Origin of the sequence: Ferrovibrio sp., from assembly GCF_017994015.1 — a bacterium.
In the GTDB taxonomy this organism is placed as follows: Bacteria; Pseudomonadota; Alphaproteobacteria; order Ferrovibrionales; family Ferrovibrionaceae; genus Ferrovibrio.
The window spans coordinates 1-22743 of sequence record NZ_JAGOLP010000039.1 but is presented as its reverse complement, the minus strand read 5'-3'; the positions used below and the strand labels follow the sequence as shown (position 1 = coordinate 22743).

Genomic DNA, 22743 nt, shown 5'->3' with positions numbered 1-22743 from the left:
ACCATTGCCGCTGCAAATCTGGCGGCATCAAAGCCTCAATGCGGGTAGCCGACCCGGCGCCATTCGGTGAAATTATCGCGGAAGCCTGAGTAGGATTCCCAGATGCGTTTAAATGTGGGATTGGCGGCGGCCTGTTCGGCGGCCACTTCATTCCAGGCTTTTCTGAACGCAGCGAGCATTTCCGGCGACCAAGTATGCACAATGGCGCCCTTGCTGCGCAGGGTGTTGATGGCATAGGGCTGCTGCGCTTCGCCTTCGGCCAGGCTGTCAGCGATATTGTCGCCGCAGACGGTTTCCACCATGGCCTGCTGCGCTTCGCTCAGGCGTTCCCAGGCCTGGCGCTGGAATACCAGCAGGATGGCGGTGAAGGGCTGGTGCCAGCCGGGCAGGTAATAATGCGGCGCCACCTTGTAGAAGCCGAAGCGCATGTCATTCATCGGCGTGGAGAATTCCGAGCCATCGAGGACGCCGCTGCGCAGGCCGTTAAACACATCGCCGCCCGGCATCAGCATCGGCTCGGCGCCGAATTTGCGCATCACTTCGCCGCCCAGCCCGGTGAAGCGGATTTTCATGCCGCGCAGATCGGCCGGGCTGTTGATCTCCTTGCGGAACCAGCCGCCGCCCTCGGCCGCCAGCACGCCACACACCATCGGCACCACTTCATAGCGGCCGAATAGTTCATTCATCAATTCCTGGCCGCCGCCATGATAGAGCCAGCCGAGATATTCCGAGGTGCGCGGGCCAAAGGGCAGGCCGACAAAAAAGCCGAAAGCGGCATCCTTCTCCAGCAGATAGGCGGCCGAGGTCCAGCCGGCATCCACTTCGCCGCTGGCCACGGCATCGAACACCTCATTGGCGCCAACCAGGGCGCCGGGTTCATGGAATTTCAAATCCAGCGCGCCGGCAGAGAGCCGCGCCAGCTTGGTGGTGGTGGCGGCGCCGATGCTGCCAAGCTGTGGCGCAGCGGATGTGTAGGAGGAGGCGAGGCGCAGCGTGATCGGCGGCATGTCGCCACTCAGCACAGCAGTGGCCTGCGCTGGTGCCGGGCGTTCCGGGATCGGCGTGGCGCGCTGCACCGCCAGATATCCCAGGCCGACTGACAAGCCGACGAAAAAAGCCACGATCGCAACGGCGAAACTGCGTGCCATGTCCTGTCGGACCCTCTGGATTGTTGTGGCTCAAACTATCTGAGGCGGAAACATACGGTCTGGGCGCAGCAATTGGCAACCCGTTCTACCAGCGGTTCGGCATGGCCGGTCATTTCGCCTTCACGCCCCAGGGCCGGATCCAATCCAGGGTTTCCTCGGTGCGGCGCGATGGCCGGTATTCGCAGCCGACCCAGCCGGCATAGCCCAGGTCATCCAGCCGCCGCAGAAGGAAGCCGTAATCCAGCTCGCCATTGCCGGGTTCGCGGCGATCCGGCGGGTTGGCGATCTGGATATGCTCAATCAGCGGCAATTGCCGCTCAAGCCGCTTGCTCACATCACCATGCACCACCTGCACATGATACATGTCGAATTGCAGCCGCAGATGCGGCAGCGCCATCTCGCCCAGGATACGCTCGGCCACATCATAATTGTGCAGGAAATAGCCCGGTATGTCGCGCTGGTTGATTGGCTCCAGCAACAGGATCAGCCCGGCGCGTTGCGCCTGCTCGGCGGCCCAGGCCAGATTGTCAAGGAAACAGGCTTCCAGCGCACGATGATCGGCGCCGGCCGGCGCCACCCCGGCCATCACATGCAGGCGCGGGCAGCCGGCGGCGGTGGCGACCTCGAAGGCGCGCAGCAGACCGCTGCGGAAATTCTGCCGCTGGTTCGGCAGGCAGGCCAGGCCACGCTCGCCGGCTTCAAAATTGCCGGCCGGCGTGTTCATCAGGGCCAGTTGCTGGCCATTGTCGCGCAAAGCCGCAACGATGGCCGCTGGCGCCTGATCCGGCTGGAACATGAATTCCACCGCCTCGAAGCCCTGGTCGCGCGCGGCGCCGAAGCGGTCAAGAAAGGCATATTCCTGAAACATGAAGCTGAGATTGACGCTGAAACGCGGCATCTGGCTGTCCCGGCTCTATAATTTCCCTATCGGGGCTTCGCCCACAATGTCATTTCTGCTAACTCTTAGGCAAGCAGGTTTCGGCAGAGGATCAACGGCGTGCAGCCAGGCGGCATGAGCCTTCAGCATGAGGGTGGTGATGCGAGGCTGAGCCTCACCGGCGCCTGGACCTTGCCCAGCGCTGAACGCCTGGCGCGCAGCCTGGATGATCTTGGCAAAGGCAGCAGCCTGCTCGGCGGCAGCCGCCGGCTGCGGATCGACGCTGCCCGGCTGGAACGGCTGGATACCGCCGGCGCGGTGCTGTTGCAGCGCCTGTTGCAGCGGCTTGGCCCCGGTATCGCGGTGGAATGGCAGGCGCTCAGCCCGGAACACCGCACCCTGCTGGATTATGTTGCCGGCTGCGATGCACAAAGCGCGGCACCGCCGCCCACGGGCAATGGCCTGCTGCGCTTTATTGCCTATCTGGGCTGGCAGGCGCTGTTTTTTGCCCGCGAGGGCCGCCGCTTCATCGAATTCATCGGCCGGGTGGCGGAAGCCTTTGCCCGCATTGCGCTGAACCCACGCCGCCTGCGTTTCACCTCGGTGGTGTTCCATATGGAACAGACCGGGCTGAATGCGCTGCCCATTGTCGGCCTGATCTCATTCCTGATCGGCGTGGTGATGGCCTATCAGGGCGCCGACCAGTTGCGCCAGTTTGGCGCCGAGGTTTTTGTGGTCAATCTGGTTGGCGTGTCGGTGCTGCGCGAACTTGGCATTCTGCTGACCGCAATTGTGGTGGCTGGCCGCTCTGGCAGTGCCTTCACGGCGCAGATCGGCAGTATGAAGGTGAACGAGGAAGTGGATGCGATCCGCACCCTGGGCCTCGATCCGGTGGAAGTGCTGGTGGTGCCGCGCGTGGCCGCCCTGATCCTGACCCTGCCGCTGCTGGCGTTTTTTGCCGATATCATGGGCCTGCTGGGCGGCGCGCTGATGGCCTGGGTGTCGCTGGATATCACGCCCTTCCTGTTTTTCCGCCGCCTGCATGAAGCCGTGTCGCTCAACAGCTTTTTGGTTGGCCTGATCAAGGCGCCGGTTTTTGCCGCGCTGATCGCCATGGTTGGCTGTTACGAGGGCTTGCGGGTGAAGCGCGATGCTGAAAGTGTTGGCCGGCTCACCACGCGCTCGGTGGTGCAGTCGATCTTCCTGGTGATCGTGGCCGATGCGCTATTCTCGATCCTGTTCTCGGCTTTGGGGATTTAGATGGCCGATGATGTGGTGATCCGCGTGCGCGGCCTGGTGAATGCCTTTGACGGCTTCAAGGTGCATGACGGGCTGGACCTGGATGTGCGGCGCGGCGAAGTGCTGGGCGTGGTCGGCGGCTCGGGCACCGGCAAGTCGGTGCTGCTGCGCACCATCATCGGCCTCAATCAATCCAAAGCCGGCAGTATCGACCTGCTGGGCAGCGACATGGTGAAAGGCGACGAGGCCATGCTGCGCGCGGCGCGGCAGCGCGTCGGCGTGCTGTTCCAGGATGGCGCGCTATTCTCGTCGCTCACCGTGGCGCAGAATATCCAGGTGCCGCTGAAGGAATTTTACCATCTGCCGGCTGATCTGCTGAACGAGATTGCGGCGGCGAAAATCCGCATGGTCGGCCTGCCGGCCAGTGCCGGCGGCAAATATCCTTCCGAGTTATCCGGCGGCATGCGTAAACGCGCCGGCCTGGCCCGTGCGCTGGCGCTTGATCCGGAAGTGGTATTCCTTGATGAACCGACGGCCGGGCTTGACCCGATTGGCGCCGCAGCCTTTGATACCCTGGTGCGCGATTTGCAGCAGGCGCTTGGCCTCACCGTGTTCATGGTGACGCATGATCTCGACTCATTGCATGCGATCTGCGACCGTATCGCGGTGTTGGCGGAGAAGAAGGTGCTGGTGGTGGGGCCGCTGCGTGAGTTGCTGTCGCATCCGCATCCCTGGATTCAGGAATATTTCCACGGCCCGCGCGCCCGGGCGGCAAGCCAGACCGCCGCGCAGCAGAGCCACGCCGAGGAGGCGAGATAAAGCATGGAAACCCGCGCCCACCATCTGCTGATCGGCAGCTTTCTGCTGCTATTCCTGGTCGGCATTCTCGGCTTTGCGCTCTGGCTCGCCAAGACGCAGATCGACCGCGAGATTGCGCGCTACAACATCCTCTTCACCGGCTCGGTGGCGGGGCTTGGCCTGGGCGGCGATGTGCGCTTCAACGGCATCAAGATCGGCAATGTCAGCCAGATCAGCATCGACCGCGAGGATACCGCCAAGGTGCGTGTCACGATCAATGTGGCCGCCGATACGCCGATCCGCCAGGATAGCGTTGCCAGCCTGGAATTGCAGGGCATCACCGGGGTTTCCTTTGTGCAGATCACCGCTGGCAGCAAAGGCGCCACCATCCTGCCCGCCAGCTTTGGCGATGATATTGCCGAGCTGCCTGAAATCCGCTCCAAATCCTCTTCCATCGCGGAATTGTTTGAGGCCGCACCGGACCTGGTGAACCGCGCCGCCCGCATCATGTCGGATCAGAATATCGACAATATTGCCGGCATCATCGGCGATATCCGCCAACTCAGCCTGACCATTGCAAGCCGGCAGGAAACGCTGACCCGGGCGATTGATGGCTTTGATCGCACCAGTGCCGATATTGCCGTGGCGGCACGCGCGGCGCGCTCTGTGGCGGAGAAATTCGATGGTTTGGCCGATGAGGCGAAATTGACGCTGATATCTGCCCGCGCCACGCTGGATAGCGCCACGCGGCTGCTGGACGAGGATGCCAGCGGCACCTTGAAAGACAGCCAGCTTGCGGTGCAGGAATTGCGCGGCGCGATGCGCGACCTGAGCGGTGTGTTGACGGCGGTGAACGAGGTGGTGGCCGAGAACCGGGCGCCGATCAACGCCATCACCACCGATGGTTTCGGCGAGTTCCGCCGCTTCATCGCCGAGGCGCGTATCCTGGTGGGCAGCCTGGCGCGAGTGGCGCAGCGGCTGGAGGATGATCCAAGCGCGGTGCTGTTTGGCAACCGCGATGCGGAATACAAGGGCGAGGGGAGCCGGCGATGAAGCAAGGCATCATGCAGCGGCGCAGTTTTTTACTTGCATTGGGTGCTGGTGGCCTGCTGGCAGGCTGTGGCGGCATCATTCCGCAGGCGCCGCCCTCCAACCTTTACACATTGTCGCCGAAAAACACTTTCGCCGACAATCTGCCCAAGGTGGATTGGCAATTGGTGGTGGAAGAGCCCTACGCGGCAGGCGGGCTGGATACGCATCGTATCCCGATCATGACCAATCCCTATGAGGTGAAATACTATGCCGAAGCGCGCTGGGCCGAGCGCGCGCCGCGCATGGTGCAAACCCTGCTGATCGAGAGTTTTGAGAATACCGGCAAGATCGTTGCCGTGGGCCGGCAATCGGTTGGCCTGCGTTCCGATTTCAACCTCAAGAGCGAGTTGCGTGAATTCCAGGCCGAGCTTGCCGAAGGCGATCCGCTGCCCAGCGTGCGGGTGTCGCTGGCCTCGAAGCTGATTGGCCAGCCGCGCCAGGAGATTGTTGCCGCCCGCATCGTTGAACATCGCGTCAAGGCCAAAAGCACCGAGGTGCTGGCGGTGGTGCAGGCTTTTGATGAAGCGCTCGGGCGCGTGCTGCGCGAAACCGTGCAATGGACCCTGCGTGTTGGCAGTCGCCTCGAATGAGTGTGTATTGTCTTTGAAAATATAGTTTTTGGTGTATCGTGGCTTCTCGGGCGGTCTAATTCGCTTCGAGGGGGAAGTCATGCCTGCGCTTTTTGCCATTTTGGCGGCGCCGTGCCGTCGCCTGTTTCATCTCATGCTGATTGGTTGCTGCGGCTTGCTGCTGGCCGCGCCCGGCTTGGCGGCGGAAACCGTCAGGCTCAGCCCGGCGCAGCATTGCGCCACCCCGCCCGAGCCGGCCTTCCGCAATGGCGCCATCAGCATTCAGCCGGCCAAGAACTGGCAGCCGCCCGGTGGCCATGTTGATGCCAAGGTCACGCCGCTGGAACGGTTGAAGGAGACGGCGCAGATCGTGGCCTGTTTCCAGTGGCGCGATGGCAGCGGCCAGCCGGTGGCCGGAACCCTGCCGGTGCTGGGCGATATTCAGGTGACAAAAACCAGCACAACCAGCGAATTTGATATCCGCATCACGGTGCCAAAATTGCCGCCGGCGGCAAAAGGCGCCGAGCCGGCAAGTGAATTGGGCGTGCCATTGGCCACCATGCGGATTATTGCCGTGGACGGCGGCAACAAGCTGCTGGATGTGGCAGTGCCGCTCGGCATCCAGAGCCAGGGCTGGGCCTTCAGCGTGGCTGTGCTGCTGCTTGGCCTGGTGCTTGCCGGGGCCTGGTGGTACAGCCGCACATTCATCAATCTGAAAGACGCCAATTGGCTGCTGCGGCTGATTTCCAGCCGCAACGGCGTGGCCAGCCTGTCGCAATTCCAGATTATGCTGTGGACCACGGTGGTGGCCTTTTCGTCGATCTATGTGATGGTGCTGTCCGGCACACTGATCGAGATTTCCGAGAGCACGCTCACCCTGCTGGGCATTGCCGGTGCAGCCACCCTGCTGTCGCAATTCAACAAGAAGGTCAGCGACCAGAAGGAAGCGGCCGCCATCGCCAAGGAGACACCGGAGCAGCTGGCGGCGCGTGAGGCGGCCGAGGCAGAGCAACGGGCCGAACTGGCGGCGCGCCAGGGGCGGGCCGTGGATGCGCCGCGCCTGCCGGCCTGGAGCGACCTGATCGGCGGCACCGATAGTGGTGAAACCATCGATGTGACCCGGTTGCAGATGCTGCTTTTCACCTTGATCACCGCCAGCTTTGTGCTGGTGAAGGTGTTCACCGGCAACGAAATACCGGCCATTCCAGCGGGCTACCTGATCCTGATGGGCATCAGCAACGGCGTCTATATCGGCTCCAAGGCTATTCGTTAACCCTGCTGCTTCAATTCCACGATGGGTTTGCTCATCACCGCTTCCTGGTCCCAGGGGAACAGAATCCAGGTATCCTGGCTTACTTCAGTGATGTAGCTATCCACCATCGGGCGGCCATTCGGCTTGGCATAGATGGTGGCGAAATGCGCCTTGGGCAGCAATTGGCGCACCGCCTTGGCGGTGATGCCGGTATCCACCAGGTCGTCCACGATCAGCCAGCCTTCGCCGCCCGAGGGCAAAGCCGCTTCGGCCTGTTTCAGGATATTGACCTGGGTGCCACGGCTCAATTCGTTATAGGTTGAGCAGGAGATGGTTTCGATCACACGCAGGTTCAGCTCGCGCGCCACGATGGCAGCCGGCACCAGGCCGCCGCGGGTGATCGCCACCACGCCCTGATAGGGGCCGCGCTCCAGCAGGCGCCAGGCCAGCGCCTTGCAATGGCGATGCAGTTCTTCCCACGATACCGGAAAGAATTTGTTATAGCCGTGGCTGTCCGCCATTGTCGATTTTCCCCTGTTAGTCCAGATCGGCGCCGGTGGCGGCGCGGTAAGTTTCAATCGGCTGCCGGATCCAGTCCGGGATAGCCACCGAACGCACTTTCTGGTCGTCGATGATGCAGGAAACCAGCTCGCCGGTGAAGCAGCCTTCGCCGGCCAGATTGCGCCCCAGGATGCTGAAAGTGATGGTGGACCGGCTCAGGCGCGGAATGCGCAATTCAACCGTGAAAGCCTCACCCGAGCGCAAAGGCTTCTGGAAATCCAGCCGGCTGCTCACGGTTGGCGAGCCAAGATGATGCTGCTGGTGCAACTGATAGAAGCTGACGCCGATCCGCTCGCGCCAGAAGGCTTCCACCGTCTCCATCACATAATCCAGGAATTGTGTGGTGTAGACGATGCCGGCCGGGTCGGCCTCGCCCCATTGCACCACGCGCGCGACGGTGAAGGGGCGGTCAGGCGAATAGGGTGGTGTGTTGGGTGTCATGGCGCCGGACTATAAATAGGCAGGCTTAAAAATAGAAGGGGCTCCAACTATCCGTTGGAGCCCCAATAGTCTGGCGAGGGTGGCGTGCGGCGCCTCAGGCGCGCACGTATTCGAAATCCACCGGCATGTTGTTGATGCCGCGCGCCGGCGGGGCGATCCAGTTGGCGAATTTGCCGATCTCGGTCACCGGCCGCATCAGGCTGATGACATAGAGGCGGTCTTCCTCGGTGGGCAGCCAGGCATGATGCCGGGCGTCCCATTCCGCCTGGCTGACGATGCGGCCGGCGGGATCAACGCGCAATTCCGAAAATTGGCCGATCTGGCGATGAAATGCCCGGTGCGGCAGCTTCAGTTCAAAATCGATGCCGGCGCGCTTGATCACCTGATTCCAGCGCATCACGCCACGGGCGCAATCGGCGACGTAGTCGTCGCGCAGCCGCTCGTTCAGCGCGATCAGCGCCGCTTCTTCCTTTTCGCGGAAGCCGTCACCGTGCGGCTCCAACACTTTGTAAACCGCATCGCTCAGCTTGTGGTCGTCGTCGATGCGCACTTCCTCGAAGCGGCCCTTGATGCCCATCGTGTAATAATTGGCGGCATTGGTGGAGATTTCCGAACCGAACAGGTCAAGCGACACCGAGAAATGGAAATTGAGGTATTTCTGGAGTGTCGGCAGGTCAATCACGCCATGTTTGCGCACATCGTCGGTCTTGAAATCGCGCATGATCTCGCAGGTGCGCTGCAACACGCGGCTGATGCCGGTTTCGCCCACAAACATGTGGTGCGCTTCCTCGGTCAGCATGAAGCGGCAGGTGCGCGACAGTGGATCGAAGCCGCTTTCGGCCAGCGAGGCGAGCTGGAACTTGCCGTCGCGGTCGGTGAAGAACGTGAACATGTAGAAGCTGAGCCAGTCCGGCGTTGCCTCATTGAAGGCGCCGAGGATACGCGGCTTGTCAGCATCGCCTGAGCGGCGCTGCAACAAAGCCTCGGCTTCCTCGCGGCCATCGCGGCCGAAATAGGCATCCAGCAGATAGACCATGGCCCAGAGATGGCGACCTTCCTCCACATTGATCTGGAACAGGTTGCGCAGATCGTAGAGTGAAGGGCAGGTCTGGCCGAGCAGGCGCTGCTGCTCCACCGAGGCCGGCTCGGTATCGCCCTGGGTCACGATCAGGCGGCGTAGCACGCCGCGATATTCGCCCGGCACTTCCTGCCATGCGGCTTCGCCCTTATGGTCGCCAAAATTCACCTTGCGGCCGGCTTCCGGCTCGGCCAGGAAAATGCCCCAGCGGTAATCCGGCATCTTCACATAGCCAAAATTGGCCCAGCCCTGCGCATCCACGCTGATGGCGGTGCGCAAATAGGCTTCACGCGCCTGGAACCCGGCCGGACCCATATCGCCCCACCAATCCAGGAATTTCGGTTGCCATTCCTCGAGCGCGCGCTGTAGGCGGCGATTGTCAGACAGGTTGACGTTATTGGGGATACGCTGGCTGTAGTCGATCGCCATGGTTCAAACCCTCCTGCGGTCATAGGCGGCGCGTTGGCCGGTGCCGTAAAGCTTGAGCGCGCCTTGTTCGCCAACGGCGTTGGGGCGCTGGAAAATCCAGTTCTGCCAGGCGGTGAGCCGGGCAAAAATCTTGCTCTCCATGGTTTCCGGCCCGCCGAAGCGCAAAGACGCTTCCATACCGGTGAGCGCATCGGGCGAGAAGGCGGCGCGCTCCTCGATGGCAATGCGCACTTCATCCTCCCAGTCGATATCGTCGGGGGTGAAGGTGACCAGGCCGGCAGCATCGGCGGCAGCGGCATCCAGGTCGGTGCCGACCTGCTGGCGCAGGGCCTCGGCCCGCTCAGGCGCATCGAGCGAGCGGCTGGCCAGGCGAGACAGGCCGTTGACCATCGGATAGGTGCCAAAATTCAGGCCGGTGAGGCGGATGGTGGCCGGTGGCCGGTTGTCGCCCTCAAACTGGCCGTCGAGCATGTAGGAGCGGTCGGCGGCGAGCACCAGTTCCAGCAAAGTGCCGGTGAAGCACGAGCCCGGTTCGATCAGCGTGAAAATGCTGCGCGATGACACATCGATGCGTTTCAGCACGCGCTTGAGGAACAGGCGGATTTCGCGGATGCGCCAATCGGCGGCATGCTGTTCCAGCAGCGCATCATATGCGGCCACGGCATCGGCATCGCCCTGGCTGCGGAATACCCACATGCCAATATTGTCTTCGTTGCTGCGCAGATGCAGCACCAGATCATCCAGCTCGCGCGCCAGGGCCAGCGGCCAGAAGCCGGCACCTATGCCATCAATGCCGGCCGGGGCGGGGGCCTGCGGGCCGTTTATGGTGATTTCGGCAATGCCCTTGGCGCGGTCAAGCCGGGCCTCCACATGGCTGTAGCGGATGCTGGCATCCTCGATCTGGCGCGCCAGTAGCGGCAGTTTGATGCCCTGGGAATCGCCTGGGCGATCCGATTTTTCAGCCAGCGCCACGGCGCGTTCGCGCACCGCATCCTGCATGCGGGTGCGCGGCACAACTTCATCCACCAGGCGCCAATCCACGGCGCGCTTGCCCTTGATGCCTTCTTCCAGGGTGCAGAAAAAATCGGCGCGGTCACGCCGCACCATGCGCTTGTCCACCAGGCGGGTGAGGCCGCCGGTACCGGGCAGCACCGCCAGCAGCGGCACTTCGGGCAGCGACACGGCGGTGCTGCCGTCATCCGCCATCATGATGTAATCAGCGGCCAGCGCCAGTTCATATCCGCCGCCGGCGCAGGCGCCGTTCACGGCAGCGATATAGGTCTGGCGCGATTCCGCCGAGGCTTCCTCGATGCCGTTGCGGGTCTCGTTGGTGAATTTGCAGAAATTCACCTTCCAGCCATGGCTCGACTGGCTCAGCATACGGATATTGGCGCCGGCGCAGAAAACCCGCTCCTTGGCCGACGTCAGCACCACGCTGCGCACTTCCGGATGCTCAAAGCGCAGCCGCTGCACGGCATCATGCAATTCGATATCGACGCCGAGATCGTAGGAATTCAGCTTCAATTCATAGCCCGGGCGCAGGCCGCCATCCTCGCGCACATCCAGCGCCAGCGTGGCCACCGGGCCATCGATGCTGAGTTTCCAGTGTTTGTACTGATCCGGATGTGTGCGGAAATCGACCGGAGCTGCGGCTCCGTTTGTGGCTGCTTGCTCGGCCATGGCGTCTCACCCCTTGAATTCGTGAGAAGCATTATAATGCATATTTACCGGTCGGCAAGAATTATTTTGCAGGCGAGAGCCAGCCCGGATGTGCCTGCAAGGCAATCAGCAATTCGGCGGCGGCGTCATCCAGCGCCTTGCCGGCGGTGTCAAAAGCCATGTCGGCCTTGGCATACAATGTTTCGCGCTGGGCCAGGATACGTTTCAGGTCGGCCATGGCTTCGGTCTGCCCGGCCATGGGCCGCATGTCGCCCTGGGCGATCACCCGGCCCATATGCTCTTCTGGGCGGGCCTTGAGCCAGATGGTGAAGCAATTGGCCAGCAGATGCGCGAAGCTGCCCGGCTCGGAGGGCAGCGAACCCGGTGCTGCAATCACGGCCGGGGCGCGTTCCGCGGTGACGCGTTCCAGCGCGCGGCGCTCAAAGCGGCGATAGGCACCCTGGCCATAGAGATCAAAAATCTCGTTCAGGCTCAAACCCGCTTCGGCCTCGATTTCCTTGGCCATTTCAACAAAATGCAGACCCAGCCCGGCGGCCAGGCGCTGGCCCAGGCTGGTCTTGCCGGCGCCGCGCAGGCCGATCAAGGCGATGTGCCGCTTCACTGCCGGGGCAACGCCGAAGCGCTCGCGGATCACATTCTGCAAATCCTGCTGCTGTGCCGGGGTGAGGGCTTCGATCTGTTGCAGCAGCAAGGCCTGATCGATGCCGTATTTTGGCCGGTCGGCGAGAAAATCGCCCATCGGTAAATCCATGGCGCGGGCAATCTGGCGCAGCAGCAGGATCGAGATATTGCCGGCGCCGGTTTCAAGCTGGGCCAGATAGCGTTCCGAAACCCCGGAATCGCGCGCCAGCAGCTTGCGGCTCATGCCGCGGCGGGCGCGGGCATTGCGCACCCGTTCACCCACGGCGCCGAGGAAGGCTTCATCCTCGCCACTTGCCGGCTTGGGATCGAGCTTGGCCGCTGCCGTGGCGGGGGATTTTTCCGGTGTCTTGCCCATATCATGCATTATAATGCTTTTTACTCTGGAATGCCAGAAATCAGTGCGCTATATTTCGGGCGCTTCATGTGAAGGAGGAGCGAAGATGCAGATTACCATCCTGGTTGGCACAATGACCGGCACCGCCGAAATTGTTGCGGGCGATGTGAAGAAGGCTTTGGCAGCCGAAGGCCATGCGGTTGACGTGCTGCTGATGGACAATCTGAAAGCCGACGTGTTTCAGCGCCCGGGCGCCTTCCTGATCTGCACCTCCACCTATGGCCAGGGCGACGTGCCGGACAATGCGCGCGATTTCCATGCCGACCTTGTGGCGGCGCGGCCTGATCTGAGCGGCAAACTGGCCGGCGTGATCGGCCTGGGCGACAGCACCTATGCCGATACCTACAATCATGGCGGCATGCAGTTTGAGCAGATACTGAACGAACTGGGCGCCACCCTGGTGGGCGAGCGTCTGGCGCATAACGCTTCCGGCACCACGCTGCCGGAAGAAGATGCCGTGGTCTGGGCGCTGGAATGGGTCAAGCTGGCCTCGCCGCTGGCCCAGGCCGCGTAAAGCCGAGGGCTTAAACCGGCGGCAAAAGCCTTAAAGCCGGCCGCCGGTCGATAATAAAAAAATAGAAAAAAACGGTTTCTGGGAGGAGACCATTATGCCCCGCTTTCTCGACTTGCCGCGGCGCTATAACGCCACCAGCCATTTTATCGACCGGCATCTGGCGGAAGGGCGCGGCGCCAAGCTGGCATTCATCGATGATCGCGGCAATCACACGTATGCCGAGCTGGCCCAGCGCGTGAACCGCGCCGGCAACCTGCTGAAAAGCCTGGGCGTGCAGCGCGAGCAGCGCGTGCTGATGGCAATGCTGGATGGCATCGATTTTCCGGCGCTGTTTTTCGGCGCCATGAAAATCGGCGCCGTGCCGGTGCCGGTTAACACGCTGCTGCCAACGGCGGATTACGATTTCCTGCTGCGCGACAGCCGCGCCGTGGTGCTGGCGGTTTCGGATGCCTTGCTGGAGAAATTCCGCCCCATTGTCACCGACCAGCCGTATCTCAAACATGTGCTGATCTCGGGCCGGGTTGCCGCCACGATCAAGCCGCTGGAAACCCTGCTGGCCGAACAATCCGATCAGCTTGATGCCGCCGAGACCACGCCGGATGATATCGGCTTCTGGCTCTATTCCTCCGGCTCCACCGGCAAGCCCAAGGGCGCCATGCATCTGCATGGCGATATGGTGCACACCGCCGTGCTCTATGCCGAGGAAGTGCTGGGCCTGGCCGAAAGCGACGTGGTGTTTTCTGCCGCCAAGCTGTTCTTCGCCTATGGCATGGGCAATGCGATGAGCTTTCCGCTGCATGTCGGCGCCACCGCCGTGCTGATGGCCGAGCGGCCGACGCCGCAAAGCGTGTTACAGCGTTTGCAGCAGCACCAGCCCAGCATCTTCTATGGCGTGCCGACGCTCTATGCTGCAATTCTCGCCGATGCCACGATCAATCGCGACAGCGGCTCGGCCCGGTTGCGCCATTGTGTTTCGGCCGGCGAAGCTTTGCCCGAGGATATTGCCCGCCGCTGGCAGGAGCGGTTTGGCGTTGCCATCCTGGATGGCATCGGCTCCACCGAGATGCTGCATATCTTTGTCTCCAACCGGCCCGGCGATATCCGCCATGGCACCACCGGCAAGGCGGTGCCGGGCTATGATCTGCGTATCGTTGACGATCAAGGCCGTGAGGTGAATGACGGCGAAATCGGTGAATTGCTGGTGGCCGGCCCTTCGGCCGCCATCGCCTATTGGAATAACCGGCCGAAAAGCCTGGCTACGTTTCATGGCCCCTGGACCCGCACCGGCGACAAATATGTGCGCGATGCGGATGGCTATTACGCCTATGCCGGGCGTTCCGACGACATGCTGAAGGTGAGCGGCATCTGGGTGTCGCCATTCGAGGTGGAATCAGCTTTGCTGGCGCATGAAAAAGTGCTGGAAGCCGCCGTGGTGGCGCATGAGGATACTGACCGCCTGATCAAGCCGAAAGCCTATGTGGTGCCGCATCAGGGCATCATTGCCGACGATGCCCTGGCGGCCGATCTCAAACAATTTGTGAAAGACCGGCTGGCGCCGCATAAATATCCGCGCTGGATTGAATTCGTTGCCGAATTGCCCAAGACTGCCACCGGCAAGATTCAGCGTTTCAAACTCAGGCAGTGATGCAAGTCGCAGATATTTCCGCAGGTCGGGTTGAGTATCGCTGGATTGGCGCGCGCAACCCTGCTGCGCAGCCGGTGCTGGTTTTCCTGCATGAAGGCTTGGGCTCGGTTGCGCAATGGCGCGATTTCCCCGATCAGGTCGCGGCTGAATGTGGCCTGCCGGCTTTGGTCTATAGCCGCATCGGCTATGGTGGTTCGTCAGCCTGCGCGCTGCCGCGCCCGATCAGCTACATGCATGATGAGGCGCTCAGCCTTCTGCCGGAATTGCTGCAAGTGCTGGGCATCGCGCAGCCCATTCTGGTGGGCCATTCCGATGGCGCTTCGATTGCCCTGATCCATGCCGGCGCGGCGCCGCATCCGGGCCTGCTCGGCATTGCCGTGATGGCGCCGCATAGTTATGCCGAGCCGATTTCGGTGCAGTCGATCCGCGCCGCGCATGATGCCTATGCCAACGGCGACCTGCGCCAGCGCCTTGCCAAGTATCACGGCGCCAATGTGGATTGCGCCTTTCGCGGCTGGTGTGATTCCTGGCTCAACCCGGATTTTGCCCATTGGAATATCGAGGCCGAGGTGGCGCGTATCCGGCATCCGGTGCTGGCGATACAGGGTGAGGGCGATGAATACGGCACCCTGGCGCAGATTGATACGATCAAGACTTTGGCCAAAGGCCGTGTCGAAACCCTGATCCTGCCGAATTGTGGCCATTCACCGCACAAGGACCAGCCCGACGCGGTGCGCGTGGCCCTGGCCGGTTATGTGCGTTCGCTTCAGGGCGGCGCTTCATCCAGATAGGCGACTACCGGGCAATTCACTGTGATGCCGGATGGCGCGAAAGGCGCGCCGTCCGGGCCATTGATACCCTTGCCAAGCTGGCGGTAAATCTCGGCCTGATGCGTGATGCGAATATTGCTGCCGGCCTTCACCCTGTTCTCGGCCCAGGCGGCCATGCTGACACTCCAGAGCGGTGAATAGCCGCTGGCGGTTTTGCCGGTGGGGAAGGCGGTCAGGATATTGCCCGGTGCGCCAAGCCGCGCTGCATTATGCCGGCCGGCGGTCTCGGCCACGGCGCCATCCAGCACCAGATGCGGCAAACCCTGCGCCTCGGGATTGCCCGCGCCGGTCTGGCCGTTCACCATCGCGATCAGGCCGATATCGCCATCGCCTTCGCCCAGCTTAGGCACCAGGGTGGCACGTTCCAGGGCGGCGGCCAGCGGGTCACTGGCCTCGGTGCTGATATACAGCACGGCGCGGCCTTCGGCGAAGCCACGGCTGAGCAGCAAGGTCACTTGCCGCTTCGCCGTGTCAATCGCCAGGACGCGATCCATTGTGCGGTCATGGCGGCTGAGATCAAACGGCCCGTCACCCACAGCCACAATTGGCGCGTTCAATATCGGGCCATCCGCTGCCGGCCGGATGAAGGGCGAATAGGCGGCGGGCGCCGTGGCGCCGGGTGCCACGGCATCGGCAGCATCCAGTGGTGGAAACCCCTGCGGCCCGGGCCGATAGCGCCGCTCGGGGGCAAAATCCGGTGCGGCGGCAAAGACCAGGCCGGCATCGCTGTGCTGCACCGGTTGCACATGGCCGGCGCGGGCCAGCAGCGGCGCCCATACCACGCCGCGCCGTTCGGCATCGGCCTGATCGGATGAATCCATCACGATATACCAGACGGTCAGATTACCGGCGCTGCCCTTAAACAACGGCAGGGTAACGCTGTTATCGGCGGGCCGTACGCTGAGCGCAGAGCGCAAAACCAGCTGTTCTCGCGGCAACTCACCAGATGCCTCCGGTAAGGCGGCGCAGCCGGCAAACACGAAGAAAATCAGCATGCAGAGGGCATTTCTTGGGGCGTTCATAGTTTGGATTATGGCGCTTTTCCCTCGTATGGCGAGGGCAGAGTGGTTGACGCTTGCGTGACTTCACGAAAATGCGAGTTAGTCGCGCTTGCAGCAAAATCGGCCCTGGGGTATTTATTCTTTGAAAGTCATTCGCATTACTATTCGCATTCCGTTGGGGAGCCGAGAATCATGAGCATCGTAATCTCGCGCCGCGTGGCGCTGGCCCTGGGTGTCGCTGTTGCCGGCCTGCTGGCCTTGCCGGGGCAGGCCCTGGCCCAGGGTGAGTTGAACCTTTATTCCTCGCGGCATTACGACACCGACGAAGCGCTCTACGCCGAATTCACCAAGCAGACCGGCATCAAGATCAATCGTCTGGAAGCGCGCGAGGATGAACTGCTTCAGCGCATGAAGGCCGAAGGCGACAAGAGCCCGGCCGATGTGGTGATCACCGTGGATGCCGGCCGGCTGTATCGCGCCCAGAGCATGGACCTATTGCAGCCGGCCAATTCGGCCACGCTCGACAAGCTGATCCCGGCGCATCTGCGCGAGCCTTCGGGCCTGTGGTTCGGCTTTTCCAAGCGCGCCCGTATCCTGGTGGTGAACAAGGCACGTGTGGCGCCGGGCACGCTGAGCAGCTACGAAGATCTGGCCGATCCGAAATGGAAGGGCAAGGTGCTGATCCGCTCCTCCACCAATGTCTATAACCAGTCGCTGGTCGGCGCCATGATCGCCTCTCAGGGCGAGGAAAAGACTGAAGCCTGGGCCAAGGGCGTGGTGGCTAATTTTGCCCGCGCGCCAAAGGGCGGCGATACCGACCAGATCAAGGCGGTGGCAGCCGGCGAGGGCGATATCGCCCTTTCCAACACCTACTATTTCGCCCGCCTGATGGCTTCCTCCAAGCCGGAGGACAAGGAGATCGTGTCGAAGCTGGCAGTGATCTTCCCGAACCAGAATGACCGTGGCACGCATGTGAATATCAGCGGCGCCGGCGTGGCCAAATATGCGCCGAACAAGGCCAATGCGGTGAAGTTTCTGGAATATCTCGCCTCTGCCGAGGCGCAGGGTTATTTCGCCATGGGCAACTACGAATTCCCGGTGATTGGCGGCGTCAAGCTGCATCCGGTGATTCAGCGCTGGGCCGAGTTCAAGGAAGACACTGTGAATGCCGCCACTTTCGGCAAGAACAACGAAGCCGCGCTCAAGCTGATGGATCGCGCCGGCTGGAAATAAGCCGCGGCCCGTATTGTTGTAGTGAAGGCGGGGGCCGTTGGTTCCCGCCTTTTTCTTTGCCGCATTATGGCGGTGAAAATGGCCGCGAAAAACAAACGTTGACGCGGGGTGCAATAGTCTATACTGATGCGGTCGTCGATATTTGCTTGGTTAGCTTTGGTTACTGCGCGATTTGCATTGCGCCCTGAACGAACCTTCCTTTCAAAAATCGTTATGTCAACCTGCTGTGCGTTTGCGCAGTAGTATCTCTATATCCTCTGAAAGGGGTTCATCATGACCACTGGCACCGTAAAATGGTTTAATTCCACCAAGGGCTTCGGTTTCTTCAGCCGGACAACGGCGGCCCGGATGCCTTCGTGCATATCTCGGCCGTTGAGCGCGCCGGCATGCGCGAAATCGTTGAAGGCCAGAAGATCGCCTATGACATGGAGCGCGACAGCAAGTCGGGCAAGATGTCGGCCTGCAATCTCAAGGCTGCCTAATTCGGAATCTGCTTTCACTTGATCATGGCAACCTGGACTTGTTGAAAGCACGATCCCTATCAAGGTCAGGCAAATTGCCTGGCCTTTTTTATTGCCATGCTGCGGCGTGGCTATCGATACCGAAACGTGTCGGAAAGGCCTGACCTCCGGTCAGGGTGACACATCAACTGGAACAATGAATTTGCGAAACCCCAAGAATAACGAACTCTCTGATCGCCGCGGCAATGCTGCCGAGGCGAAGGCCGCCTTGCTGCAAGCCTATCGTGCCGCACAAGAAGCTGCTGCGCCGACATTGCAGGCGCGGCAGGCAGAACGTGAAGCCATCGCCCAGGCCCGCGAGCAGCGCCGTGCCGTGCGTGAGCAACAAAAGGCTGAAGAACAAGCCCGTATTCAAGCCGAAGCTGCCGCCCGTGCCGAAGCCCTTGCTGCTGCCGAGCGCGCCGAACAGGAGCAGCGCGAAGCTGCTGAAAAGAGCCGCACCACCCGTGTGGTTCAGGATGAAGCCACCCGCAAGGCCGAGCGCGACCGGCGCTATGCCAATCGCAAGGCCCGCCGCGCCTAGGCTTTCAGCGCCGGATCAGGCGCGCCGTGCTGTCACCACATAGCACGGCACCGGCTTGCCCATTTCGACACGGGCGGCATCTTCCGCCATCGTGTTCAGGCTGAAGCCGGCTGATTGCAGCGCGGTATCGATATAGCTGCCGGCATGGGCGTAGCGGCCGGTCGGGTCGAGGCGATAGCCCTCGGCCGGCGCCGCGCCCTCGATCCGCTCAACCGTGAAGGCGAGCAGGGCGCCGGTCGGCATGCGCGCTGCCAGATCGGTCAGCACCGGTTTGAGATCGCCGAAATAGCAGAACACATCGGCGGCCACGGCCAGATCGTATTGATCAGGCGCTGCCTGCAAAAAGGCGCTCAGTTCGGCTTCGTGCAGGGCATCGTATAGCTGACGTGCCTGCGCCTTCTGCAACATGCCGCCGGATAGATCGACGCCGACCAGTTTGCTGGCGCGGGGCCGCAACAGCGGCGCGCATAGCCCGGTGCCGCAGCCGGCATCCAGCACGCTCAGGCCGCTCTTGTCGCCCAGTGCGGCAGCGATGGCGGCCGTCAGCAATTGCGGCGCCTTGTAATCCAGCCCGCTCAGCACCTGCTCAAAATCGGCCGAGAAACGATCAAAGGTTTCGCGCACATAGCTGTCTGCGGCGCGCTCCGGCACGGTTTCGCCCAAGGCCGCCGCTGCCATATGCTGGGCCACGGCATTGTCGGGATAGCCGCTGCGCCATTCCTCGGCCAGTTGCCGCGCCGCTGCAGCATCGCCAATGCGCATCAGGCCATAAACCATCTCGCCCATATGATAATGCAGCATCATGTCGTCGGGTTGCTGGCTCAGTGCGGCCTTGGCCGCTACGGCACCCTCGGCATAGCGGCCAAGCTTGAACAGCGACAGCGAGCGATTTTTGAGGGCAAAGAAATGCTGCGGCTGCTGGCGCAAGGCGGCATCGAAGCAGGCCACCGCCAGATCATGCGCCTCACGCAGCGCATAAAGGCCGCCAAGATTACATTGCGCATCGGCATAATCCGGGCGGATACGCACCGCTTCGGCATAATGCCGCTCGGCCTCGGCCATGTCGCCCTTGTCGCGATAGGCATTGCCCAGGCTGAACCAGGCCATGACATGATCCGGTTGCAGCTTCACAGCATTCTTCAGCGCCACGATGGCGGCATCCATTTCGCCCATGCGGCGCAGGCAGATGCCCATGTTGAAATGCAGCGGCGCATAGCCGGGGCCGATACGCAGGCCATCGCGGTAGGCCTGCGCTGCCTGATTGAAGCGCTGCATAGCCTGAAAAGCATTGCCCAATGCCATATACGGCTCCACCAGGGTGCGGTCGAGCTGGATGGCGCGGCTGTGATGCTGCGCGGCTTCCTTGAACTGGCCACGCTGGGCCGCGACCAGGCCGAGGCCGAATTGTGCCTGGGCCATGCGCGGCTGGCCTTGCAGCAATTTGGTGAAGGCGGCTGCTGCCAGATCGAGTTCACCCTTGTTCAGCAAGTCGAAGGCTATGGGCAGATCAAGGGCGCCGATGCCGGATTGCTGCAACAGCATGTCGCTGGGATTGGTCATATGGGCTTAATCCTGTGGAAGTTCGCCGGGGCGTGAACGGGCCAGGGCGGCGTTGAGCCAGATTACCGGTAGCAGGCCGGCGCCGACAATGATCAGCGCACCGGTGGCGGCTTCGCTCAGCCGCTCGTCGCTGGCAAGCTGGTAGACGCGCACGGCCAGTGTATCAAAGTCAAACGGCCGCACGATCAGCGTGGCCGGCAATTCCTTCAGCACATCCACAAATACCAGCAGCGCGGCGGTGAACAGGCTGCCGCGCAAAAGCGGCGCATGCACCCGGCGCACCACGCCCAGCGGCGTGGCGCCTAGCACCCGGGCGGCATGATCCAGGCTGGGCCGGATCCGGTGCAGGCCGCCATCCATGGTGTTGTGCGACACCGCAAGGAAGCGCACCACATAGGCATAAAGCACCGCCACCAGGCTGCCGGACAGCAGCAGGCCCGGGCTGGCGCCAAACAGCCGCAGCGACCAGTCATTCAGCAGATGGTCAAAACTGGCCAGCGGCAGCAGCACGCCGATGGCGATCACCGAGCCGGGTACGGCATAGCCCATGGTGGCGAATTGGCCGAGCCAGCTCAGCAGCCGGCCCGGCACCAGCCTCTGGGCATAGGCGAGGCCGAGGCCAAGCAGGATGAGCAGCAAGGCAGCCAGGCCGGAAAGCACGAAGCTGTTGGCCGCAAAGCCGGCCAGCCGGCCCGAGCCGAGCGCATCGCCTTCGGTGATGGCGAGATAGAGCAACCGCCCGGTCGGCAGCAGAAAGCCGAGCAGCACCGGCAGCAGGCAGAGCAGGGTGGTGAGCCAGGCCAGGCCGGGGCCGGGCCGGTGCAGTTTGAGCGGCCGGGTGCGCGCCGAGGTATGGTGGAAACGCTTGGCCTGGCGGCTGAGGCGTTCCAGCATCACGGCCGCCAGCACAAACAGCATCAGGATGCCGGCCAGTTGCGCCGCCGCCACCGGATTGCCCATGCCGAACCAGGTGCGGTAAATCGCGGTGGTGAAGGTGGGCACGCCGAAATAGCTGACGGCGCCAAACTCGGCCAGGGTTTCCATCAGCACCAGGGCAATGCCGCCGGCGATCATCGGCCGGGCCAGCGGCAGGGCGATGCGCCAGAAGCGGCCCCAGGGCCGGATGCCGAGGGTGCGGCCCACTTCCAGCACACAGACCGACTGATCCTGGAAGGCGGCACGCGCCAGCATGTAGACATAGGGATAGAAGGCCAGGGTGAGCAACACCACGGTGCCGCCCAGGGTCATCACATCGGGAAACCAGTAATCCCCCCGGCTCCAGCCGAACCAGCTGCGCAGGGCGCTTTGCACCGGGCCAGCGAATTGCAGCAATTCGCCATACACAAAGGCCGAGACATAGCCCGGGATGGCCAGCGGCAGGAATAGCAGCCAGCCGAGATGGCGCCGGCCGGGAAACTCGATCATCGTCACCGCCCAGGCGCAGCCAACCCCGATCAGCGCCGAGCCGAAGCCAACACCCAGCATCAGCATGATGGTGTTGAACAGCATTTCCGGCAGCACCGTGGTGGCAAGATGGCCAAACACCCCGGCGGTGGGGCGGAACAGATTGACCAGCACAGCCAGCAACGGCGCCGCGATCAGCAAGGCCAGCCCGGCGGCAAACAGGGTCCAGGCCAGCCGGCTGCGGCCGCGCCTTGGGGCGGCGTCGGTAGCGGCGGGCAGGGGACTGAGGCTGAGGTCGCTCACGAAGCTCTCTTTTTTCGAATTCGCTTTTCTTTAAAGGATTTGCCGCAGGGTGGCAAAGGCGGGAGACGGATTTGCCATGGCAAGTCGTGCCTCCTATCTGGATGATTATGCCGGATTGAGGGGAGCGTTTGATGGGTGAGGTGGTAAGATTGATGCGGCATTTCCAGCCGCCGGAGCCTGTGATCGTGCCAAAAACCAGCGAAGCGCAGCGCCAGTATCTGAAACGCGGGCTAAACCAGCCCGGCGGCAAATTGCCGCTATTTGATCGTGATGGACAGCAGATCGGGCTGGATACAATCCGGGCCTGCATCCGTGCCGGCTGGGCTGAGCCGTGGTTTGACAATCCGATCAAGCCGGATTGGCTGGTGTGCAAGCTGACCCAGGCCGGCCGCCAGGTGTTGAAGGATGATGGCGTGATATGAAGTTGTTTCCTGCCGCCCTTTTGCTGGGCGCTGCACTGATTTCGGCGCCAGGCTGGGCTGCCATCGGCGCCGGTGATGCGCCTTTCAGCCAGCCAGGCGAGCGTTTGCCCGGGGCGCAGCCGGGGCGCGCCGACTTACAATCCCGTGCCGAGGCCGGCGATGCCGAGGCGCAATACCGGCTTGGCCTGGATTACCAGCTTGGACTGGGCGGGCCGCGCGACTTGGCCGCCGCCCGGGCCTGGTTCGGCCGTGCCGCGGCGCAGGGTCATGCCAAGGGCCTGGGGGCTTTGGGCTATATGCTGCTCAGCGGCAGTGGCGGCGCCGCCGATCTGGCCGGGGCCGAGGCCGCTTTGCGCCGCGCCGCCGGCCTGGGCGAAGCCTCGGCAATGGCCAATCTGGCGGAAATCCTGCTGCAACGCGGCGGAGCCGCCGCCAATACGGAGGCGCGTGGCTTACTGGCGGAGGCGGTGCGCCTGGGGGCCTTGAACGCACGCTACCGCCTGGGCCGACTGACCATCGCCGATGGCCGGGCGGCAGAGGGCGTGGCGCTGGTGCGCGCAGCGGCGGATCGCGGCCATCCGATGGCG

Annotated in this window: 21 protein-coding genes and 2 pseudogenes; 13 read left to right on the top strand and 10 right to left on the bottom strand. The window is 62.7% G+C overall.

Annotated features, from left to right (window positions below):
- Positions 1 to 35: 35 nt before the first annotated feature.
- Together KBB36_RS15600 and KBB36_RS15595 are read right to left on the bottom strand one after the other, a co-directional pair.
- Positions 36 to 1148, bottom strand: a complete 1113-nt coding sequence (locus KBB36_RS15600; RefSeq protein ID WP_290982855.1) for a TRAP transporter substrate-binding protein — start codon at positions 1146 to 1148, stop codon at positions 36 to 38.
- Between the two features lie 109 nt (positions 1149 to 1257).
- Positions 1258 to 2046 (bottom strand): TIM barrel protein, encoded by a 789-nt coding sequence (locus KBB36_RS15595; protein WP_290982852.1) that lies wholly within the window; start codon positions 2044 to 2046, stop codon positions 1258 to 1260.
- A gap of 114 nt (positions 2047 to 2160) precedes the next feature.
- Here KBB36_RS15595 and KBB36_RS15590 point away from each other — a divergent pair, with 114 nt between their 5' ends.
- The 5 genes from KBB36_RS15590 to KBB36_RS15570 all read left to right on the top strand — a co-directional run bounded on the left by KBB36_RS15590 (position 2161) and on the right by KBB36_RS15570 (position 6996).
- On the top strand, positions 2161 to 3285 hold the full coding sequence (locus KBB36_RS15590) for an MlaE family lipid ABC transporter permease subunit (protein ID WP_290982849.1): 1125 nt from the start codon (positions 2161 to 2163) through the stop codon (positions 3283 to 3285).
- Positions 3286 to 4083: an ABC transporter ATP-binding protein gene (locus KBB36_RS15585; RefSeq protein ID WP_290982846.1), complete on the top strand. Its 798-nt coding sequence runs from the start codon at positions 3286 to 3288 to the stop codon at positions 4081 to 4083. It abuts the gene before it with no gap.
- Between the two features lie 3 nt (positions 4084 to 4086).
- On the top strand, positions 4087 to 5115 hold the full coding sequence (locus KBB36_RS15580; protein WP_290982844.1) for an MlaD family protein: 1029 nt from the start codon (positions 4087 to 4089) through the stop codon (positions 5113 to 5115).
- Positions 5112 to 5744 carry an ABC-type transport auxiliary lipoprotein family protein gene (locus KBB36_RS15575; protein ID WP_290982841.1) on the top strand — a complete coding sequence of 211 codons (633 nt, stop codon included), beginning with the start codon at positions 5112 to 5114 and terminating at the stop codon, positions 5742 to 5744. The genes KBB36_RS15580 and KBB36_RS15575 overlap by 4 nt, the downstream gene beginning before the upstream one ends.
- Before the next feature lie 79 nt (positions 5745 to 5823).
- Positions 5824 to 6996 carry a hypothetical protein gene (locus KBB36_RS15570; RefSeq protein ID WP_290982838.1) on the top strand — a complete coding sequence of 391 codons (1173 nt, stop codon included), beginning with the start codon at positions 5824 to 5826 and terminating at the stop codon, positions 6994 to 6996.
- Here KBB36_RS15570 and gpt read toward each other — a convergent pair.
- The 5 genes from gpt to KBB36_RS15545 all read right to left on the bottom strand — a co-directional run bounded on the left by gpt (position 6993) and on the right by KBB36_RS15545 (position 12161).
- Positions 6993 to 7496: a xanthine phosphoribosyltransferase gene (gene gpt / locus KBB36_RS15565; protein WP_290982835.1), complete on the bottom strand. Its 504-nt coding sequence runs from the start codon at positions 7494 to 7496 to the stop codon at positions 6993 to 6995. The two genes, KBB36_RS15570 and gpt, sit on opposite strands and share 4 nt — an antisense overlap.
- 16 nt (positions 7497 to 7512) lie before the next feature.
- Positions 7513 to 7977: a thioesterase family protein gene (locus KBB36_RS15560; protein WP_290982832.1), complete on the bottom strand. Its 465-nt coding sequence runs from the start codon at positions 7975 to 7977 to the stop codon at positions 7513 to 7515.
- Positions 7978 to 8071: 94 nt separating this feature from the next.
- Positions 8072 to 9484: a benzoyl-CoA 2,3-epoxidase subunit BoxB gene (gene boxB, locus KBB36_RS15555; protein WP_290982829.1), complete on the bottom strand. Its 1413-nt coding sequence runs from the start codon at positions 9482 to 9484 to the stop codon at positions 8072 to 8074.
- A 3-nt stretch (positions 9485 to 9487) separates the two neighbouring features.
- Positions 9488 to 11164 carry a 2,3-epoxybenzoyl-CoA dihydrolase gene (gene boxC, locus KBB36_RS15550; RefSeq protein WP_290982826.1) on the bottom strand — a complete coding sequence of 559 codons (1677 nt, stop codon included), beginning with the start codon at positions 11162 to 11164 and terminating at the stop codon, positions 9488 to 9490.
- Positions 11165 to 11225: 61 nt separating this feature from the next.
- Positions 11226 to 12161: a helix-turn-helix transcriptional regulator gene (locus KBB36_RS15545; RefSeq protein WP_290982823.1), complete on the bottom strand. Its 936-nt coding sequence runs from the start codon at positions 12159 to 12161 to the stop codon at positions 11226 to 11228.
- 85 nt (positions 12162 to 12246) lie between these two features.
- On the opposite strand from KBB36_RS15545, the gene KBB36_RS15540 reads away from it, so the two are divergent.
- The 3 genes from KBB36_RS15540 to KBB36_RS15530 all read left to right on the top strand — a co-directional run bounded on the left by KBB36_RS15540 (position 12247) and on the right by KBB36_RS15530 (position 15150).
- Entirely contained in the window at positions 12247 to 12714 is a 468-nt protein-coding gene (locus KBB36_RS15540) for a flavodoxin domain-containing protein (protein WP_290982820.1), read from the top strand.
- 94 nt (positions 12715 to 12808) lie between these two features.
- Positions 12809 to 14359, top strand: coding sequence for a benzoate-CoA ligase family protein (locus tag KBB36_RS15535; RefSeq protein WP_290982817.1), 1551 nt, complete (start codon positions 12809 to 12811; stop codon positions 14357 to 14359).
- On the top strand, positions 14359 to 15150 hold the full coding sequence (locus tag KBB36_RS15530; RefSeq protein ID WP_290982815.1) for an alpha/beta hydrolase: 792 nt from the start codon (positions 14359 to 14361) through the stop codon (positions 15148 to 15150). The genes KBB36_RS15535 and KBB36_RS15530 overlap by 1 nt, the downstream gene beginning before the upstream one ends.
- Here KBB36_RS15530 and KBB36_RS15525 read toward each other — a convergent pair.
- Positions 15126 to 16184, bottom strand: coding sequence for a hypothetical protein (locus KBB36_RS15525; protein ID WP_290982812.1), 1059 nt, complete (start codon positions 16182 to 16184; stop codon positions 15126 to 15128). The genes KBB36_RS15530 and KBB36_RS15525 overlap by 25 nt on opposite strands.
- 198 nt (positions 16185 to 16382) lie before the next feature.
- Here KBB36_RS15525 and KBB36_RS15520 point away from each other — a divergent pair, with 198 nt between their 5' ends.
- The 3 genes and pseudogenes from KBB36_RS15520 to KBB36_RS15510 all read left to right on the top strand — a co-directional run bounded on the left by KBB36_RS15520 (position 16383) and on the right by KBB36_RS15510 (position 18467).
- A complete protein-coding gene (locus tag KBB36_RS15520; protein ID WP_290982809.1) occupies positions 16383 to 17423 on the top strand; it encodes a Fe(3+) ABC transporter substrate-binding protein in 1041 nt (346 codons plus the stop codon).
- A 273-nt stretch (positions 17424 to 17696) separates the two neighbouring features.
- A pseudogene (locus KBB36_RS15515) lies at positions 17697 to 17905 on the top strand (cold-shock protein).
- A gap of 175 nt (positions 17906 to 18080) precedes the next feature.
- Positions 18081 to 18467 (top strand): DUF6481 family protein, encoded by a 387-nt coding sequence (locus tag KBB36_RS15510; protein ID WP_290982806.1) that lies wholly within the window; start codon positions 18081 to 18083, stop codon positions 18465 to 18467.
- 15 nt (positions 18468 to 18482) lie between these two features.
- Here the strand turns inward: KBB36_RS15510 and KBB36_RS15505 are convergent, their stop codons facing one another.
- Positions 18483 to 20027: a tetratricopeptide repeat protein gene (locus KBB36_RS15505; protein WP_290982803.1), complete on the bottom strand. Its 1545-nt coding sequence runs from the start codon at positions 20025 to 20027 to the stop codon at positions 18483 to 18485.
- A gap of 6 nt (positions 20028 to 20033) precedes the next feature.
- The gene (locus KBB36_RS15500; RefSeq protein WP_290982801.1) at positions 20034 to 21734 is read right to left on the bottom strand and encodes an iron ABC transporter permease; all 1701 of its coding nucleotides are present in this window, start codon (positions 21732 to 21734) and stop codon (positions 20034 to 20036) included.
- Between the two features lie 152 nt (positions 21735 to 21886).
- Between KBB36_RS15500 and KBB36_RS15495 the strand changes: the two genes are divergently transcribed.
- Together KBB36_RS15495 and KBB36_RS15490 are read left to right on the top strand one after the other, a co-directional pair.
- Positions 21887 to 22156 (top strand): hypothetical protein, encoded by a 270-nt coding sequence (locus KBB36_RS15495; RefSeq protein WP_290982884.1) that lies wholly within the window; start codon positions 21887 to 21889, stop codon positions 22154 to 22156.
- A pseudogene (locus tag KBB36_RS15490) lies at positions 22153 to 22743 on the top strand (hypothetical protein); the annotation flags it as partial. The gene KBB36_RS15495 and the pseudogene KBB36_RS15490, both read left to right, overlap by 4 nt.